The sequence below is a fragment of the Gordonia sp. OPL2 genome, from assembly GCF_003797825.1.
Lineage (GTDB): Bacteria > Actinomycetota > Actinomycetes > Mycobacteriales > Mycobacteriaceae > Gordonia.
On sequence record NZ_RKME01000001.1, the window covers coordinates 372,685 to 389,065 of the forward strand.

Consider the following 16,381-nt stretch of genomic DNA (forward strand, 5'->3'; position numbering starts at 1 on the left):
TAGCGGGCGATGCGATACTGGCACCCATGGCCCCGCGACCGACTCCCGGAACGATCGTGCTGTTCGGCGGCAGGAGCGAGATCGGGGTCGCCGTGGCGCGTCGCCTGGCAGAAGGCCGTACCGTCGTCCTGGCCGCCCGACGGCCCGACGAACTCGAGGCGCAGCGAGCACAGTTGCTCGACGCCGGCGCGGTCGCGGTGCACACCGTGGCCTTCGACGCCGACGCCACGGACACGCACCCGGATCTCGTGCGTTCCCTGACCGCTCATGGACCCATCGACACCGCGGTCGTCGCCTTCGGCATCCTCGGCGATCAGAGCCGGGCCGAGACCGACGTCTCGCATGCCCTGCAGATCGCGCACACCGACTATCTCGCGCAGATCAGCGTGCTCACCCCGTTGGCGACCACCCTGCGGGCGCAGGGATCCGGCACGATCATCGTGTTCTCCTCGGTGGCCGGCATCCGGGTCCGACGCGCGAACTATGTGTACGGCTCCACCAAGGCGGGGCTCGACGGCTTCGCGAGCGGATTGTCGGATGCGTTGCACGGCAGCGGGGTCCGCCTCCTGTTGGCCCGCCCCGGGTTCGTCGTCGGCGCGATGACGAAGGACCTGATGGCGTCCGGCGTCGACCCGGCGCCGTTCTCCGTGACCGCAGACGAGGTCGCCGACGCCGTCGTCCGTGCCCACCGTCGCGGTCGTGGCGAGGTGTGGATCCCGTGGGTGCTGCGGCCGATGTTCGTCGGCATGCGGATGCTCCCGCGCGCGCTGTGGCGGCGGCTCCCGCGATGACCCCCAGATTCGTCGTGGTGGGCATCGGCGCCGACGGCTGGGACGGTCTGGGCGCCCGGGCGCAGGACGAACTCGCCGGAGCGAGAGTCATCCTCGGATCCGCTCGCCAACTCGACCTGCTCCCTCCGTTGAGCGCGGAGGTGCGGCGATGGCGCTCACCGATGAGTGCTCACCTCCGTACGGTCCTCGACGACCCCTCCGACGACACCGTCCACATCGTCGCCAGCGGAGATCCGATGTTCCACGGCATTGGGACCACCGTGGTGCGGGCCGCCGGGATCGATCGGGTGCGGGTCATCCCCGCCGTCTCGAGTGCGAGCCTGGCCTGTGCGCGCCTCGGATGGGACCTCACCGGGGTGGAGATCGTCAGCACAGTCACCCACGACGTCGACAGTGTCGTCGACGCACTGTCCGACGGCCGCGACCTGCTCGTCCTCAGTCGCGACCACACCACCCCCGACGATGTCGCACACCTGTTGACCGCCAACGGTTTCGGATGGTCCTCCATGACCGTGCTGGAACAGCTCGGGGGCGATCGCGAACGGATCGTCCGCGGCGTGGCGCGCACCTGGCGACAGCCGGCGGGAGACCCACTCAACGTCGTCGCGGTCAGCTGTGTGGGACCGCGGCGCAGCCGGGTGCCGGGCCGGCCCGACGACGACTACCGCCACGACGGACAGATCACCAAGCAGCCCATCCGCTCACTCACCGTGTCCGCGCTTGCTCCGACGTGCCGACAATTGTTGTGGGACATCGGCTCCGGGTCGGGCAGTGTCGCCATCGAATGGCTCCGCGCCGAGCCGACCGGGCGGGTCGTCGCGTTCGAACGAGATGCCACGCGCAGCGACGTCATCGTCGAGAATGCGCGACGCCATGGTGTGCACGACAGGCTCACCGTCCGCGGTGCCGCCCCGGACGCGTGCGCGGGCGCCCCCGACCCGGACTCGGTCTTCGTCGGAGGGGGTCTCGACACGTCGGTTCTCGACGTCGCCTGGGATGCCCTCGTACCGGGTGGCCGACTGGTCGCGAACGCCGTGACCGTCGAGAACCAGACGATCGTGGCGCAATGGCATGCGCGACATGGTGGTTCGCTGCGGCGGTTCTCGATCGAGACGGCCGGTCCGCTGGGCTCGATGACCACGTGGCGTCCGTCACTGCCGATCGTGCAGTGGGTGGTGGACAAACCGTGACCGTCTATGTCATCGGAGCCGGGCCGGGTGCGGCGGACCTCATCACCGTGCGCGGTGCGGAGATCCTCGGACGATGCCGGACCTGCCTCTACGCGGGCTCGCTGGTCCCGGCCGAGCTGCTCGACCGTTGTCCACCGGACGCGGTTCTCATCGACACGGCTCGCATGCCGCTCGCCGAGATCGTCGAGCACATCGTCGACGCCGACGCCGCCGGACACGATGTGGCGCGGCTGCACTCGGGTGATCCGTCGCTGTACTCGGCGATGACCGAACAACGCCGAGAACTCGTGGGACGAGGGATCGCCGTCGAGGTCGTGCCCGGGGTGCCGGCGTTCGCGGCGGCCGCCGCAGCCCTCGGCGGGGAGTTGACCGTCCCCGGCGTCGGGCAGAGCCTGCTCATCACGCGCGTGTCGACCCTGTCCACCGACATGCCGCCGGGGGAGGACCTCGAACGCCTGGCGTCGACCGGGATCACGGTGGCGCTGCATCTGGCCGCACATCGGGCCGAGGCGATCGTCGAGACCCTGACACCGCACTACGGTGCCGATTGCCCCACGGCGACGGTCGCATTCGCGAGCCGGCCCGAGGAGCAAATCGTGCGCTGCCGCCTGGCAGATCTCCCGGCCGAGCTGTCACGGGCCGGCATCCGGCGCACCGCGGTCATCTTCGTCGGTCGCGTTCTCGATCCGTCGGCCCATCCGTCGGTGAGCGACAGCTACCTGTACTCGGAGGCGCGCATGACGAAACTCCGCACCGATGGGTGACCGCCCGATACTGCTGCTCGGCGGCACGGGAGAGGCGAGATCGCTTGCCGCGGCACTGGATGAGTCCGGTGTTCCGGTGATCAGTTCTCTCGCCGGACGGGTTCGTGACCCGCGGCTGCCCGTCGGTGAGGTGCGGATCGGTGGCTTCGGCGGCGTCGACGGCCTCGCCCGCTGGATCCGTGTTCACGATCCCGCCGCCGTCGTCGACGCGACTCATCCGTTCGCGACGACGATGACCGCGCACGCGGCGACCGTCGCCGAGCAGATGTCGGTCCCGCTGCTCCGGGTACGTCGTCCCGCGTGGACTCCCGGGCCGTCGGACACCTGGTACCCGGTGCCGGACATGACTGCTGCGGCCGAACATCTCGCGACACTGATCGCCGAAGGCCGGTCGACGCGCGTCTTCCTGACGACGGGACGGCAGGATGTCGGCGTCTTCGCGGACATCGCCGACGCGTGGTTCCTCATCCGGGTCGTCGACCCACCGACATCAGAGCTCCCCCCACACCACCAGGTGTTGCGATCGCGGGGTCCCTACGATCTGGCGAGCGAACGTAGCGTGCTTGGCACGCACCGCATCGATGTGCTGGTGACCAAGAACAGCGGGGGAGACCTCACGCGGGCGAAACTCACCGCGGCCGCCGAGGCGGGCATCCCGGTGGTGATGGTGCAGCGACCCGGTGAACCTGCCGTCGGGGACACGGTGGAGTCCGTCGAGGACGCTGTCGAGTGGGTGACCCGCCAGCTCCGACCCACGGTCTGACAGTCGGCCACATCACTCACCGGCCATCACCACCCGCCGATCGTGCCCGGTTTCGCGCCGATCGTGTTCAGTCGTGGTGGCGCGGCGTGTAGACGAGATCGCCACCCGATCGCGACACGGCGGTCGTCGCCGACGACCCGATGATCAGCAGCGTGCGCATGTCGACGGTCGCCGGGTCGAGGGCACCCACCGTGGTCGATCGCAGCTGCTGCTCCGGCCCGCCGACGTCACGCCCCACGACCACGACGCGGTCCGGCGACACGGTCTCGAGCAAGAGGTCGCGCAACGCGCCGACCTGCCAGCCACGGCTGGCCGAGCCCGGGTTGTACACGGCGATGACGAGATCGGCTGCCACGGCATGCCGGATCCGCTCGGCGATCACCTCCCACGGCTTGAGTCGATCTGACAGTGAGATCACCGCGAAATCGTGACCGAGCGGCGCACCGACGGCTGCCGCGACCGCATTCGCGGCGGTGACACCTGGTGACACCCGCACGGCGACGTCGTGCCACCGGGGCTCGGCGGCGACCTCGGCCACCGCTGCGGCCATCGCGAAGACCCCCGGATCGCCCGACGACACCACGGCAACGCGTGCACCTCTCGACGCCAGATCGAGGGCGAACTCGGCACGTTCGGCCTCGACGCGGTTGTCGCTGGCATGCACCCGCTGACCGGGTCGAGGAGTGATCCGCGCGAGATACGACTTGTACCCGACGAGATCGGTGGCGCGCGCGAGGTCGGCCTGCACCGCCGGGGTGGTGAGATCGTCGGCGCCGGGACCCAACCCGACCACGACGACCTCTCCGGACGACGCCGCTACGGCGCTGTGCGGGTTGTTGCGGGGACCCGGCACGACGACCATCGAGAAGTACGGCACCTCTTCGGGATTCACCTCGGCGAGCGGCAGGACACGCTGCACCGACGTCGACGCGCGCTCGACGTACCACGCCTCGTCCAGGCGTCCCGCGGCGTCAAGGGCGTCCCGCACACGCCGAAACGTGCGACCGAGCTTGATCACGGCGAGCGCATCGCCGGCACGGAACCGGGCCACGAGTTCGGCGCTCGGCAGGGTTCCCGGCACGACCGTCAGCGTCTCCTCGCCCTCGACAAGTGGGATCCCGATCGCCGCCGACGACGCGCTCACCGACGTCACCCCGGGGATGATCTCCGCGTCGAACTCGCCGACGAGACGTTTGTGCATGTGCATGTACGAACTGAAGAACAACGGGTCACCCTCGGCCAGCAGCACCACGTCCCGCCCGGAGCGCAGGTGCACGGCCAGCCGCTCGGCACTCTCGCCGTAGAAGTCCTGCAGCGCACCGGCGTACCCACCCGGGTGGTCGGTTGTCTCGGTGGTGACCGGGTACATCAGACGCTCTTCGACCTGACCCTCGCGCAGATAGGGCTCCGCCACCGACCGCGCGATGCTGTTGCCATGACGCGCACAGTGATAGGCGACCACATCAGCCGCTTCGATGACCCGCGCCGCCTTCACCGTGACCAGATCGCTGTCGCCGGGACCGAGCCCCACACCCCACAGTTTGCCTGCCATCGGACTCACTCCTCCGCGCTGGCGAGCGCGTTGATCGCGGCGGCGGTGATGGCCGAACCCCCGCGCCGGCCGGTGACCGTGATGAACTCGAGGTCGTGCCGCTCGGCGAGCGCCGCGCACGACTCCGCGGCGCCGACGAACCCGACCGGCGCACCGACGACGGCGGCGGGCCGCGGCGCACCGTCGTCGATCATGTCGAGCAGCGCGAACAGGGCCGTCGGCGCGTTGCCGATCGCGACGACCGAACCCTCCAGCGACGGTCGCCAGAACTCCAGGGCCGCAGCGGTTCTGGTGGTCCCCATCCTCGAGGCGAGTTCGGCGAGGGTCGGCTCGGACAGGTGACACCGCACATCGTTGTCGGCGGGAAGGCGCCTGCGGGTGACACCCGCGGCCACCATCGAGGCGTCGCACAGGATCGGCGCCCCCGATCCGAGAGCGGTCCGTGCCGCCTGCACGACGCCCGGCGTCGCGACGACGTCCTCGGTCAGATCGGTCTGTCCGCACGCATGAATCATCCGGACGACCACGCCAGCGACATCGGGGGCGAAGGCACTGAGATCCGATTCGGCCCGGATGGTGGCAAAGGACTGGCGGTAGATCGCGGCGCCGTCACGCAGGTAGTCGGTCATGGTGCGGTCAGCCTATCGACGCTGAGTGCGATACCCGCCGTCGGGATCGGCGACCACACGGTCGTGCGGGACGGCGGGGGAGCCGCACCCGCGAGGGCATCCGACCCAGTGCTCGCGATCCCCGATGTCCTCGCCGTCACGGATGTGCACGAGCAGATCCTCGCGCACGGGCGAGGTCGCGTTGGCACATCCGGGCGCGCCGACACAACAGCTGACCCGGGCCCACGGCGAGGTGGCGTCGAAGATCAGTCCCATCGGCGCGAGCACCCGCACCACGGTCTCCGCGACCTCCTCACCGAGGTCGCAGAGAAGGATCTCCCGGTCGGGCGTGACGATGACCGGCGCCCCGACGGCGGCGATGAACTCGGCCAGACGTGCCGGGATGCGGCCCAGCTCTACCACCGCGCCGAGCAACACGCGACCGTCGTCCTGGTCGAACCAGCCGACGATCGGTTCGCCGACGGCGGGTGCGTGAGCTGGGCGAGCCGACGCCGCCGTGTCCGAGTCGGCGTCGTCGGACCCGCCGACGACCGGGAGCAGTCGTGTCCGCACCCGGTCCTCGACCGCCGATCGTTCGTCCGGCGTCAGGTCCCCGATCCGCCACGTCCCGGGTGCGCTGTCGACCAGCGTGTGGGCCACGTCGAGCACGGCGTCCACGATCATCTCCACTCCGCGGGCCGAACCGAGGAGTTCGTCGTCGACGAGGATGTCGGCGACGATGTCGGGACCGTCGATCTCCCGCGCCAGCGCGCACACGTCCGGCCGGTGCCTGCGGATGTCGCCGCGGCCGTCGTCGACGCCGAACAGGAAGCGTCCGGACAGCTCCGCCGACCACTCCTCGGTGCGCAGGCGGAAGTCGAGTGCTCCGGCCAGGGGCGCGACGTCGGCGATCCCGCCGATCCGGCCGGTCAGCGGACTCACCTCGATGTTGCGGACCTTGTCGTGTGTCGAACTGGGCGCGAGTCCGGCCTCGATCACCTTCTCGGCCACGGCGTCGACGTCGCCGATGCCACGCAGCTGCAGATTGCCGCGCGCGGTGAGTTCGAGGAACCCGTCGCCGTGCGCCCCGGCGGCCTGAGCGAGGAGCGCGAGCTGATCGGGACCGATACGGCCGCCGGGCAACCGGACGCGCGCCACCGCACCGTCGGCCGCCTCGTGTGTGCTGAACACACCGGGGCAGCGGTCGGCGACGACGCGTCGGGAAGGCTTTGACACGAGATCCAGGGTAGGCGCCCGCCGGCTCGAGCCTGCCCGTGACTAGGCTGAACGCACCGAGGTGGCAGAAGCCGGTGCAACGCCGGCACGGTCGCGCCACTGTGACGGCACCCGGTCGGCCGGGACGCCGAAGTCAGACCTGCACCCCGGGATGCACCACTGGACCCCGTGGTACCGGCACCGGCACCACCGACGACGCACCGGGCGCGCCTCCCGGCGAGGAGATCTGATGATCCTGCTGCTCTCGACCTCGGACACCGATCTGATCACGGCTGCCGCGAGCGACGCCGACATCTCCGGCGCCAACCCCTCCCGCATTCTCGTCGACGACATCCCGGCCCTGGCCGCCGATGCGGACCTCATCGTCGTCCGCATCCTCGGCGGCGTGCGGGCGTGGGAGGACGGCCTGGCTGCCGTCGGCGCGACCGGCAAGCCGCTGGTGGTCTGCTCAGGCGAGCAGCAACCCGATCCCGACCTGATGGCACTGTCGACGGTGCCCGCGGGCGTCGTGGCCGAGGCGCACAACTACCTGGCCGCAGGTGGAGTGGCCAACATCGTCAATCTGCACAACTTCCTGTCCGACACCGTGCTCCTCACCGGGATCGGATTCGAACCGCCGGCGCAGACCCCGGCGTGGGGAGTGCTCGAGCGCGACCGACGCGAACCGGCCGGTCCGGCACCGACCGTCGCCGTGCTCTACTACCGAGCGCAGCACCTGGCCGGCAACACCCGCTACATCGAGGCACTGTGCACCGCCATCGAGGATCGTGGGGCGCGTGCCCTCCCGATCTTCTGTGCGTCGCTGCGCACCGCTCCCGACGACCTGATCGACCTGCTCGGCACCGCCGACGCGCTCGTCGTCACCGTCCTCGCGGCAGGCGGTGCGACACCGGCGACCGCCTCGGCCGGTGGCGACGACGACGCCTGGAACATCGAACGGCTCGCCGCTCTCGACGTCCCGATCCTGCAGGGGCTGTGCCTCACCGGTTCCCGCGCCGACTGGGCGGCCACCGACGACGGATTGTCGCCGCTCGATGTCGCCACGCAGGTCGCCGTACCCGAGTTCGACGGCCGCATCATCACCGTGCCGTTCTCGTTCAAGGAGTTCGACGAGAACGGGTTGCCCTGGTATCAGCCCGACGCCGAACGCTGTGCCCGAGTCGCCGGGATCGCGGTGGCCCACGCCCGCCTGAGGTCCATCCCTCCGGCGGAACGTCGTGTCGCACTGATGCTCTCGGCCTATCCGACCAAACACGCCCGGATCGGCAACGCGGTCGGTCTGGACACCCCGCGCAGTCTGCTGCATCTGCTGGTCGCACTGCGGTCCGCCGGCTACGACATCGGACCCGCCGACGGGCCCGACGCGATCCCCGGTCTGGCCACGTCCGACTCCGACGCCCTCATCCACGCGATCGTCGAGGCCGGCGGCCAGGACGCCGACTGGCTCACCGAGGAGACCCTCGCCGCCAACCCGATCCGCGTCGCGGCGCAGGACTACCGTCGCTGGTTCGCCACGCTGCCCGACGGTCTTCGCACCGCGGTCGAGGAGCACTGGGGACCGGCCCCGGGTGAGCTGTTCGTCGACCGCTCGCGCAACCCCGACGGCGACATCGTCGTCGCCGCACTGCCGTTCGGCAACACCGTGATCATGGTGCAGCCTCCTCGTGGGTTCGGGGAGAATCCCGTCGCCATCTATCACGATCCCGATCTGCCGCCCTCGCACCACTACCTCGCGTCCTACCGGTGGCTGACGGGCCGGGACGCCACCGATGGCGCGGCCGGCTCCGGCGTCGGCGGTTTCGGGGCGGATGCCATCGTGCACGTCGGCAAGCACGGCAACCTCGAATGGCTGCCGGGCAAGACGCTCGGTATGTCCGCCGAGTGCGGGACGGATGCGGCACTCGGCGACGTCCCGCTGATCTATCCGTTCCTGGTCAATGACCCGGGCGAGGGCACCCAGGCGAAACGTCGCGCCCACGCCGTCCTGGTCGACCACCTCATCCCGCCGATGGCCCGCGCCGAGTCCTACGGCGACATCTCTCGGCTCGAGCAGCTGCTCGACGAGCACGCCAACATCTCCGCTCTCGACCCGGCCAAGCTCCCGGCCATCCGGCAACAGATCTGGACGTTGTTGACCGCAGCGAAGATGGATCATGACCTGGGCCTGACGGAGCGACCCGATGAAGAGGTCTTCGACGACATGCTGCTGCACGTCGACGGCTGGCTCTGCGAGATCAAGGACGTCCAGATCCGCGACGGCCTGCACGTCCTGGGGCAGGCACCCGCCGACGACGGGGAGGTCGACCTCGTCCTCGCCATGCTGCGCGCACGCCAGCTCTGGGGCGGCGCGCAGGCGCTGCCGGGCCTGCGCGAGGCGCTCGGACTGACCGAGGACGGCTCGGCCGCCCGCGGCGCGGTCGACGACATCGAGTCGACCGCTCGTGCGCTGGTGGCGGCCTGCGCGAAGGGGGAGTGGACGACCCAGGCGATCGCCGACGCCACCGCGGGCCATCCCCCCGCGGTCGCCGACGTCCTGAGTTTCGCCGCGACGGAGGTAGTGCCGCGGCTGCGCCAGACCGACCGCGAGATCGACCAGATCCTGCGTGCCCTCGACGGTCGCTTCATCGAGGCCGGGCCCAGCGGTTCGCCGCTGCGCGGCCTGATCAACGTGCTGCCCACCGGACGCAACTTCTACTCCGTCGACCCCAAGGCCGTGCCGTCTCGGCTGGCATGGGAAACCGGTCGCGCACTTGCCGATTCGCTGGTGGAACGCTACCTCGCCGACCACGGCACATACCCGGCATCGGTAGGCCTGTCGGTGTGGGGGACCAGCGCGATGCGGACCTCGGGGGACGACATCGCGGAGGTGCTTGCCCTGCTCGGCGTGATGCCGGTGTGGGACGAGGCCTCACGACGGGTCGTCGACCTCGAGCTGATCGAACCGGCAGAGCTGGGACGGCCCCGCATCGACGTCACCGTGCGGATCTCCGGCTTCTTCCGGGACGCCTTCCCCCATGTCGTGACCATGCTCGACGACGCCGTGGCGTTGGCAGCGGCCGCCGACGAACCCGACGAGGCGAACTTCGTCGCCGCCCACGTCCGCGCGGCCGTCGCCGAACACGGTGACCGACGGCGTGCGATCACCCGCGTCTTCGGCTCAAAACCGGGCACCTACGGTGCCGGTCTGTTGCAGCTGATCGACTCCCGTGAATGGCGCAGCGACGCCGACCTCGCGCAGGTGTACACCGAGTGGGGCGGATACGCCTACGGACGTGACCTGGCCGGGGTACCCGCCGTCGACGACATGCGTGCCGCCTACCGACGGATCGCCGTCGCCGCGAAGAACACCGACACGCGTGAACACGACATCGCCGACTCCGACGACTACTTCCAGTACCACGGCGGCATGGTCGCCACTGTCCGCGCGCTGACCGGCACGTCGCCCGACGCCTACATCGGCGACAGCACACGCCCGGATGCGGTACGGACCCGCACGCTGTCGGAGGAGACCAGCCGCGTGTTCCGGGCGCGCGTGGTCAACCCGCGGTGGATCTCGGCGATGCAGCGCCACGGATACAAGGGCGCGTTCGAGATGGCCGCCACCGTCGACTATCTCTTCGGCTACGACGCGACGACCAACGTCGTCGCCGACTGGATGTACGAGAAGCTGACCGAGGCCTACGTCCTCGACGAGGACAACCAGCGCTTCATGCAGCAGTCCAACCCGTGGGCACTGCACGGCATCGCCGAGCGGCTGCTCGAGGCGGTGGAACGTGATCTGTGGGATCAGCCGCCGGTCGAGATGCTCGACCGTCTGCGGCAGGTCTATCTGGAAACCGAGGGCGACATCGAGGGCCGGGCCGACTGACTGGTCGGCGTCCGCACCCACCCACCCCGTCACCGTCCTCGCCGCCGGTGCGAAATCTCCGCCGAGAATCGGGAGAAAACCGGCGCCCCCGGTCGTTGCACCGGTAGTGAGGGCCCGTGGCCGACCGACCGGCCGGTGTCGCGGGTCCCGGAGAGGCAGGGATCCGATGCGGATGCTCTATGTGATCGCGTACCTCGCGATCGAGATCGGCGCCTTCGTGGCGATGGCACACTTCCTCGGTTTCGGCTGGGCGGTGCTCATCACACTGGCCGCCGTCGTCGTGGGCTTCCTCCTGCTCCAGCAGCAGGGGCGCAAGGTCTTCGCCGAACTGCGCCGCGCGTCCCGTAACGAGGTCGACCCGCGCGGACCGCTGACCGACACGGCGCTGCTGGCGGCGTCGAGTCTGCTCCTGGTCATCCCCGGCGTGGTCTCCACTCTCGCCGGCCTGCTCCTGCTCGCCCCGCCGGTGCGACGCGCCCTGCGGCCGGTGGTGGCGGCGACCGGCGCGCGCAGCTTCGCGGCGACCATGAACCGGGCGGGTGTGTACGCCGGCGGCATGTACGTCGGCCGGGGCACTGTCATCGACGGGACCGTGGTCGACGGCGACACCACGGTGGCCACCCCGACGACGGGCGAGGCGGCCGACCGCGGCCTGCCGCGGGGCCACTGACCCAGTGACCCGCCCAGCAGGGCACACTGGACCACCGTGACAACAGAACTGCTGCTCGGCGGCGTCGTCTATTCGCCTGCCGCACCGGACGCGACCGCGATCGCCGTCACCGACGGCGTCGTCGTCTGGGTCGGCAGTGACGACGTCGGCCGGGCACTGCACCCCGATGCGCACGTGGTCGATCTCGACGGCCGGTTCGTCGCGCCCGGCTTCGTCGACTCGCATGTCCACCTCACCTCCACCGGGCTCGGCCTCGCGGGCCTCACGCTGAACGACGCCACCGACCGGGCCGACTGCCTGCGACGTGTCGCCGCATTCGCCGCGGACACCGCCGAGGGGGAGTTGATCTGGGGTCTGGGGTGGGACGACTCCTCCTGGACGGGCGCCGGACCCGACGACGGCCGCTTCCCGACGACGAGTGACATCGACGCGATCGTCGGCACACTGCCGGTCTATCTCGCCCGCATCGACGAACACTCCGCGGTCGCCTCGACCGCCCTGCGCCGGCTGGTTCCGGACCTGGACGATGCCGTCGGCTACCACCCGGAGGAACCTCTCGTCGCCGAAGCCCATCACCTGGTCCGCGGGGCGGCGCGTCAACTTGTGACCGCCGCCCAGCGCACCCGCGCCCAGCGACGCGCGCTGGACCATGCCGCCGCTCATGGCGTGGTCGCCGTGCACGAGAACGGTGGACCGGACATCAGCGGTCTCGACGACTTCCTCGCTCTCGGTGCCCTCGACCATCCCGTCGAGGTCCGTCGCTACTGGGGACAGGCCGTCGAGAGTGCCGACCACGCCCGCGAACTCCTGGCCATCAGTCGCGCCGACGCGCTGGCCGGGGACCTGTTCATCGACGGCGCCATCGGATCGCACACCGCGTGGCTGACCGAGCCGTATCACGACGATCCCGGGCACACCGGGATCAACTATCTCGACTACGAGACGATCCGCGATCACATCCGTGCCTGCACCGAGATCGGCGTGCAGGCCGGTTTCCACGTCATCGGCGACGCCGCCACCGCGTCGGTCGTCGCCGCGTTCGACGAGCTCGCCGCGGAACTGGGCACGCCGGCACTGGCCCGCTGTGCGCATCGCATCGAGCACGCCGAGATGGTCTCCACCGAGCAGGCCGGGGTGCTCGCGCGATGCGGGGTCGTCGCCAGCATGCAGCCGCTGTTCGACGCCGAGTGGGGAGGTCCGGGCGACCTCTACGAGCAGCGCCTCGGCGTGGCGCGGACCGCGGGACTGAACAACTTCGCCGGACACGCCCGCGAGGGCCTCATCCTCGCGTTCTCGTCGGACGCACCCGTCACCCCGATCGACCCGTGGTCGACCATCCGCGCCGCGGTCCATCACCATCAGCCACGCAACGCGATCTCGGCGCGCGGCGCCTTCGCGGCCGCGACCCGCGGCGGGTGGCGTGCCGCCGGCCTGAACGACGGACTCACCGGAACCCTCGTGCCGGGCGCACCGGCCAGTTACGCGATCTGGGAGATCGACGACCTCGTCATCGCCGGGTCGCACGCAGGTGTGCAACGGTGGTCGACCGACCCCCGCTCGCGCGTTCCCGCGCTGCCCGACATCGCGCCGGGTGCCCGTCTGCCGCGGTGCGTTCGCACGATCCACCGGGGTCACGTCCTGTTCGACGACGGCGTGGTGAACGGCGACATCGCGTGACACGGATGTCGCGGGGTCGGCTCGACTGGCTGATCCGCACCGCAGGCGCGGCAGGTGCCGGCGTCGCCATGTGGGCGGCGTTCCCGCCGCGCAACCTGTGGTTCCTGGCCGTGGTGAGCCTGGGCATGCTGGCCGCCGTGATGAGCGTGGGCGCACCCCGTGCCCGGACCGGCGCCTGGACAGGATTCGTGTTCGGACTGGCCTTCTTCGTCCCGCTGCTGCCCTGGATCGGCGTGTACGTGGGCCCACTGCCGTGGCTCGCGTTGGCCGCGGTGCTCGCGGTGTTCCTGGCGTTGTTCGGGGTGATCGCCACGGTGACGATGCGCCTGCCGGCCCCGCCGCTGTGGTTCACCCTGTCGTGGGTGCTCGTCGAGGGTTTGCGGTCGGCCTTCCCGTTCGGTGGGTTCCCCTGGGGCAGAGCCGCTTTCAGTCAGGTTGACGGACCCCTTCTACCGCTCGCGTCGGCCCTGGGTGCGCCCGGGCTGTCGGCGGCGGTCGCGCTGCTCGGGGCATCCATCGCCTGGTTGTGCCAGATCGTCGTCCGCGCGGTCCGCGACGGCGAGCACCACGGGCGTCGGATGGTCCGCGGGGCCGCCCTCGCCGTGCTGCTCGCGCTTCTGGGCCCGATCGCGGCCATCACGCTCACTCCCGCCAGTGTCGATCGCAATGTCGGCGGGTCGTCGGCGCGGGTCGCCGCGGTCCAGGGCAACGTGCCCCGTCTGGGCCTCGACTTCAATGCCCAGCGACGTGCCGTCCTCGACAACCATGTCCGCGAGACCGAGGAGCTTGCCGCCGCGGTGCGCAGCGGCGCCGCCGAGCAACCCGATGTCGTGGCCTGGCCGGAGAATGCGTCGGACATCTCGCCGTTGACCAATCCGGACGCGGCCGAGGAGATCACGGCGGCCTCGGTCTCGGTCGGTGCCCCCATCCTCGTCGGCACACTGGTGATGAATCCCGATGGCCGACCGACGAACACCGTGCTGGTGTGGGATCAGGAGCGCGGCCCTGTCGGGCGCTACGACAAGCACATCGTCCAACCCTTCGGCGAATACCTCCCGTGGCGGGGCTTCTTCCGACTGTTCTCCTCGTACGCGGACATGGCCGGCGACTTCCGTCCCGGATCGGGCTCGTCGGCGCTGTCGGTGCCCGGGCGCTCGGGGACGGTACGCGTCGGCGTGTCGACCTGCTGGGAGGTCGCGTTCGATCGCTCCGCCCGCAAGGCCGTCGACGACGGCGCACAGATGCTCTACGTCCCGACCAACAACGCCACCTTCGGCCGGACCGAGATGACCTATCAGCAACTGGCCATGTCCCAGGTCCGGGCCGTCGAGCACGGGCGGTCCGTGGTGGTCGCCGCGACCAGCGGAGTCAGCGCGATCATCGACCCGGACGGGATGATCGTGTCGCAGAGCGCCATCTTCACCCCGGATGTGCTCACCAGCAGGTTGCCGCTGCACACCGAGCGCACGCTCGCGACCCGGTTGGGCAGCTGGCCGGAGGTCGTCGCGATGGTGATCGCGGCCGCAGGTTTTTTGTACGCGTTGCGACGGCATACTAGGTTCTCATTCAGACCACGCAGCCCGCGTGGACACGTTGCGGACCACACATCCGCGCACCTGGCCCAGCCCATCCGATCCGATGGCCAGGTGGCGACGAGGGACCCCGGGGGGCCCGACGACCAGACAAAGGAGCTCGGTGGCATTGGGTAGTCCGACGTCGGGGCAACAGCACCCGGGACAGCCGGCAGGCGAACAACCCGCCGACGACCTGCACTCCGTCGTCGGGGTGCGGGGTGAACGCGCGCTCGTCGTGATCCCGACCTTCAACGAGCGGGAGAACCTGCCGGCGATCATCACCCGGCTGCATGCGGCGCTGTCCGGCATCCACGTCCTGGTCGTCGACGACTCGAGTCCGGACGGCACCGGGGACGAGGCGGACCGGATCGCGGCGCAGGACGGCCCGCGCCGCATCCACGTGCTGCATCGCACCGAGAAGGACGGCCTGGGGAAGGCCTACCTCGCCGGCTTCGACTGGGGGCTGCAGCGCGAGTACTCGGTGATCATCGAGATGGATGCCGACGGGTCGCACGCGCCCGAACAACTGCACCGGCTGCTCGAGGCGATCAACGCCGGCGCCGACCTGGCCATCGGATCGCGCTATGTGCGCGGTGGCGAGCTCATCAACTGGCCGAAGCGCCGGGAGTTCCTCTCCCGCGGCGCCAACACTTACGCGCGACTGGCACTCGGTGCGCGTATCCATGACATCACCGCGGGTTTTCGCGCCTACCGGCGACAGGTACTCGAGAAGATCGAACTCGATTCCGTCGAGTCCGCCGGATACTGCTTCCAGATCGATCTCGCCTGGCGAGCGGTCCGGGCCGGATTCGACGTCCGAGAGGTGCCGATCACGTTCACCGAGCGTGAGATCGGTGAGTCGAAGATGAGTGGCGGCGTGATGACCGAGGCGTTCCTGATGGTGGCCCGGTGGGGAGCGGCGAGCCGCCTCGAACGGCTTCGCGGCACCCGGTCCTGACAGCGACACCGACAGCGCAACCGAAACCGCCACGGACACCGACAGAGACCACGCCACCCGTGGCAGCACCGAAAGACGTCGAAGGCCGGGTGAGTTCTCTCACCCGGCCTTCGAGGATCCTGCGTCGATCGCGCCACGATCGACGGGGGTCGATCAGTTCGTGACGCCCTTACGACGCTGCTTGAGCAGTTCGAGACGCTCGTTGAGCAGCACTTCCAGTTCGTCCTCGGAGCGACGTTCGAGCAGCATGTCCCAGTGGGTGCGCGGTGGCTTGGTCTTCTTCTCCTCGGGCTCGGCGCCCTCGAGGATGGTGCCCTCCATGCCGTTCTTGCACGGCCACTTCGACGGGACCTCTGCGTCGTCGGCGAACGGCACGTCGAAGATCTCACCGTTGTCGGTGCGGTACTGGACGATACGTCGTGGTGCGAGGTCGTGATCGCGATCGGTCTCGTAGCTCACCGCACCGAGGCGGCTACCCCGAAGTACTCGATCTGCCATGGGTCAATTCCTCTCAACATTTCGTCGGGCCCTGGTGCCGCGAGCGGGCCCATCTCGTCGTACGTCAGGACAGGGGAGCGTGATGATGCCCCCGCTCGTGACGCTGAACATATTCATTCTACGCGCTCCGCAGGATGCGACGAGCACGCCACGTGGCGCGTCCGGCGCCACCGACCGGTACGGTCATAGCCGTGGACGACCCCCGCCGACGCCCGTATTCCTGCGCGTGGTG

13 protein-coding genes and 1 riboswitch are annotated in these 16,381 nt (G+C 70.0%); of the genes, 9 read left to right on the forward strand and 4 right to left on the reverse strand.

Features of this window, described 5'->3' with window-relative positions; all coding sequences use genetic code 11:
* Nucleotides 1-26: 26 nt before the first annotated feature.
* From EEB19_RS01600 to EEB19_RS01615, 4 genes are read left to right on the forward strand one after another with little or no spacing between them, the layout of a single operon-like run.
* Nucleotides 27-791 carry an SDR family NAD(P)-dependent oxidoreductase gene (locus EEB19_RS01600; protein WP_187582495.1) on the forward strand — a complete coding sequence of 255 codons (765 nt, stop codon included), beginning with the start codon at nt 27-29 and terminating at the stop codon, nt 789-791.
* The gene (cbiE, locus tag EEB19_RS01605) at nt 788-1,981 is read left to right on the forward strand and encodes a precorrin-6y C5,15-methyltransferase (decarboxylating) subunit CbiE (protein ID WP_187582497.1); all 1,194 of its coding nucleotides are present in this window, start codon (nt 788-790) and stop codon (nt 1,979-1,981) included. Before EEB19_RS01600 ends, cbiE begins: the two co-directional genes overlap by 4 nt.
* Nucleotides 1,978-2,745, forward strand: a complete 768-nt coding sequence (gene cobM / locus EEB19_RS01610) for a precorrin-4 C(11)-methyltransferase (protein ID WP_187582499.1) — start codon at nt 1,978-1,980, stop codon at nt 2,743-2,745. The genes cbiE and cobM overlap by 4 nt, the downstream gene beginning before the upstream one ends.
* Nucleotides 2,738-3,508 (forward strand): cobalt-precorrin-6A reductase, encoded by a 771-nt coding sequence (locus EEB19_RS01615; protein ID WP_187582501.1) that lies wholly within the window; start codon nt 2,738-2,740, stop codon nt 3,506-3,508. The genes cobM and EEB19_RS01615 overlap by 8 nt, the downstream gene beginning before the upstream one ends.
* Nucleotides 3,509-3,575: 67 nt before the next feature.
* Here EEB19_RS01615 and EEB19_RS01620 read toward each other — a convergent pair whose 3' ends face one another.
* Genes EEB19_RS01620 through EEB19_RS01630 form a run of 3 tightly spaced genes read right to left on the reverse strand, consistent with a single transcriptional unit; the run spans nt 3,576 to nt 6,904 of the window.
* Nucleotides 3,576-5,060: a precorrin-2 C(20)-methyltransferase gene (locus EEB19_RS01620; RefSeq protein WP_187582503.1), complete on the reverse strand. Its 1,485-nt coding sequence runs from the start codon at nt 5,058-5,060 to the stop codon at nt 3,576-3,578.
* Nucleotides 5,061-5,065: 5 nt separating this feature from the next.
* The gene (locus EEB19_RS01625; protein ID WP_187582505.1) at nt 5,066-5,689 is read right to left on the reverse strand and encodes a precorrin-8X methylmutase; all 624 of its coding nucleotides are present in this window, start codon (nt 5,687-5,689) and stop codon (nt 5,066-5,068) included.
* A 12-nt stretch (nt 5,690-5,701) separates the two neighbouring features.
* Entirely contained in the window at nt 5,702-6,904 is a 1,203-nt protein-coding gene (locus EEB19_RS01630) for a nitrite/sulfite reductase (protein WP_187582507.1), read from the reverse strand.
* A 70-nt stretch (nt 6,905-6,974) separates the two neighbouring features.
* Nucleotides 6,975-7,042: riboswitch (cobalamin riboswitch) on the forward strand.
* Between the two features lie 91 nt (nt 7,043-7,133).
* Between EEB19_RS01630 and EEB19_RS01635 the strand changes: the two genes are divergently transcribed.
* From EEB19_RS01635 to EEB19_RS01655, 5 genes are all read left to right on the forward strand, one after another.
* Nucleotides 7,134-10,772 (forward strand): cobaltochelatase subunit CobN, encoded by a 3,639-nt coding sequence (locus EEB19_RS01635; RefSeq protein ID WP_187582509.1) that lies wholly within the window; start codon nt 7,134-7,136, stop codon nt 10,770-10,772.
* 166 nt (nt 10,773-10,938) lie between these two features.
* Nucleotides 10,939-11,442 (forward strand): FxsA family protein, encoded by a 504-nt coding sequence (locus EEB19_RS01640; protein WP_187582511.1) that lies wholly within the window; start codon nt 10,939-10,941, stop codon nt 11,440-11,442.
* Between the two features lie 36 nt (nt 11,443-11,478).
* Entirely contained in the window at nt 11,479-13,119 is a 1,641-nt protein-coding gene (locus EEB19_RS01645; RefSeq protein WP_187582513.1) for an amidohydrolase, read from the forward strand.
* Nucleotides 13,120-13,124: 5 nt separating this feature from the next.
* Complete coding sequence (gene lnt / locus EEB19_RS01650) at nt 13,125-14,828, forward strand: apolipoprotein N-acyltransferase (RefSeq protein WP_187582515.1); 1,704 nt, start codon at nt 13,125-13,127, stop codon at nt 14,826-14,828.
* 58 nt (nt 14,829-14,886) lie between these two features.
* Nucleotides 14,887-15,651, forward strand: coding sequence for a polyprenol monophosphomannose synthase (locus EEB19_RS01655; protein WP_262365395.1), 765 nt, complete (start codon nt 14,887-14,889; stop codon nt 15,649-15,651).
* A 153-nt stretch (nt 15,652-15,804) separates the two neighbouring features.
* Here the strand turns inward: EEB19_RS01655 and EEB19_RS01660 are convergent, their stop codons facing one another.
* Complete coding sequence (locus EEB19_RS01660; protein WP_187582519.1) at nt 15,805-16,149, reverse strand: RNA polymerase-binding protein RbpA; 345 nt, start codon at nt 16,147-16,149, stop codon at nt 15,805-15,807.
* Between the last annotated feature and the right edge of the window lie 232 nt (nt 16,150-16,381).

Coding starts and splice junctions, on each gene's coding strand:
- cbiE (WP_187582497.1), top strand. CDS start 788: ATGACCCCCAGATTCGTCGTGGTGGGCATCGGCGCCGACGGCTGGGAC.
- lnt (WP_187582515.1), top strand. CDS start 13,125: ATGTCGCGGGGTCGGCTCGACTGGCTGATCCGCACCGCAGGCGCGGCA.
- EEB19_RS01620 (WP_187582503.1), bottom strand. CDS start 5,060: ATGGCAGGCAAACTGTGGGGTGTGGGGCTCGGTCCCGGCGACAGCGAT.
- EEB19_RS01660 (WP_187582519.1), bottom strand. CDS start 16,149: ATGGCAGATCGAGTACTTCGGGGTAGCCGCCTCGGTGCGGTGAGCTAC.
- EEB19_RS01625 (WP_187582505.1), bottom strand. CDS start 5,689: ATGACCGACTACCTGCGTGACGGCGCCGCGATCTACCGCCAGTCCTTT.
- EEB19_RS01615 (WP_187582501.1), top strand. CDS start 2,738: ATGGGTGACCGCCCGATACTGCTGCTCGGCGGCACGGGAGAGGCGAGA.
- EEB19_RS01600 (WP_187582495.1), top strand. CDS start 27: ATGGCCCCGCGACCGACTCCCGGAACGATCGTGCTGTTCGGCGGCAGG.
- EEB19_RS01640 (WP_187582511.1), top strand. CDS start 10,939: ATGCGGATGCTCTATGTGATCGCGTACCTCGCGATCGAGATCGGCGCC.
- EEB19_RS01635 (WP_187582509.1), top strand. CDS start 7,134: ATGATCCTGCTGCTCTCGACCTCGGACACCGATCTGATCACGGCTGCC.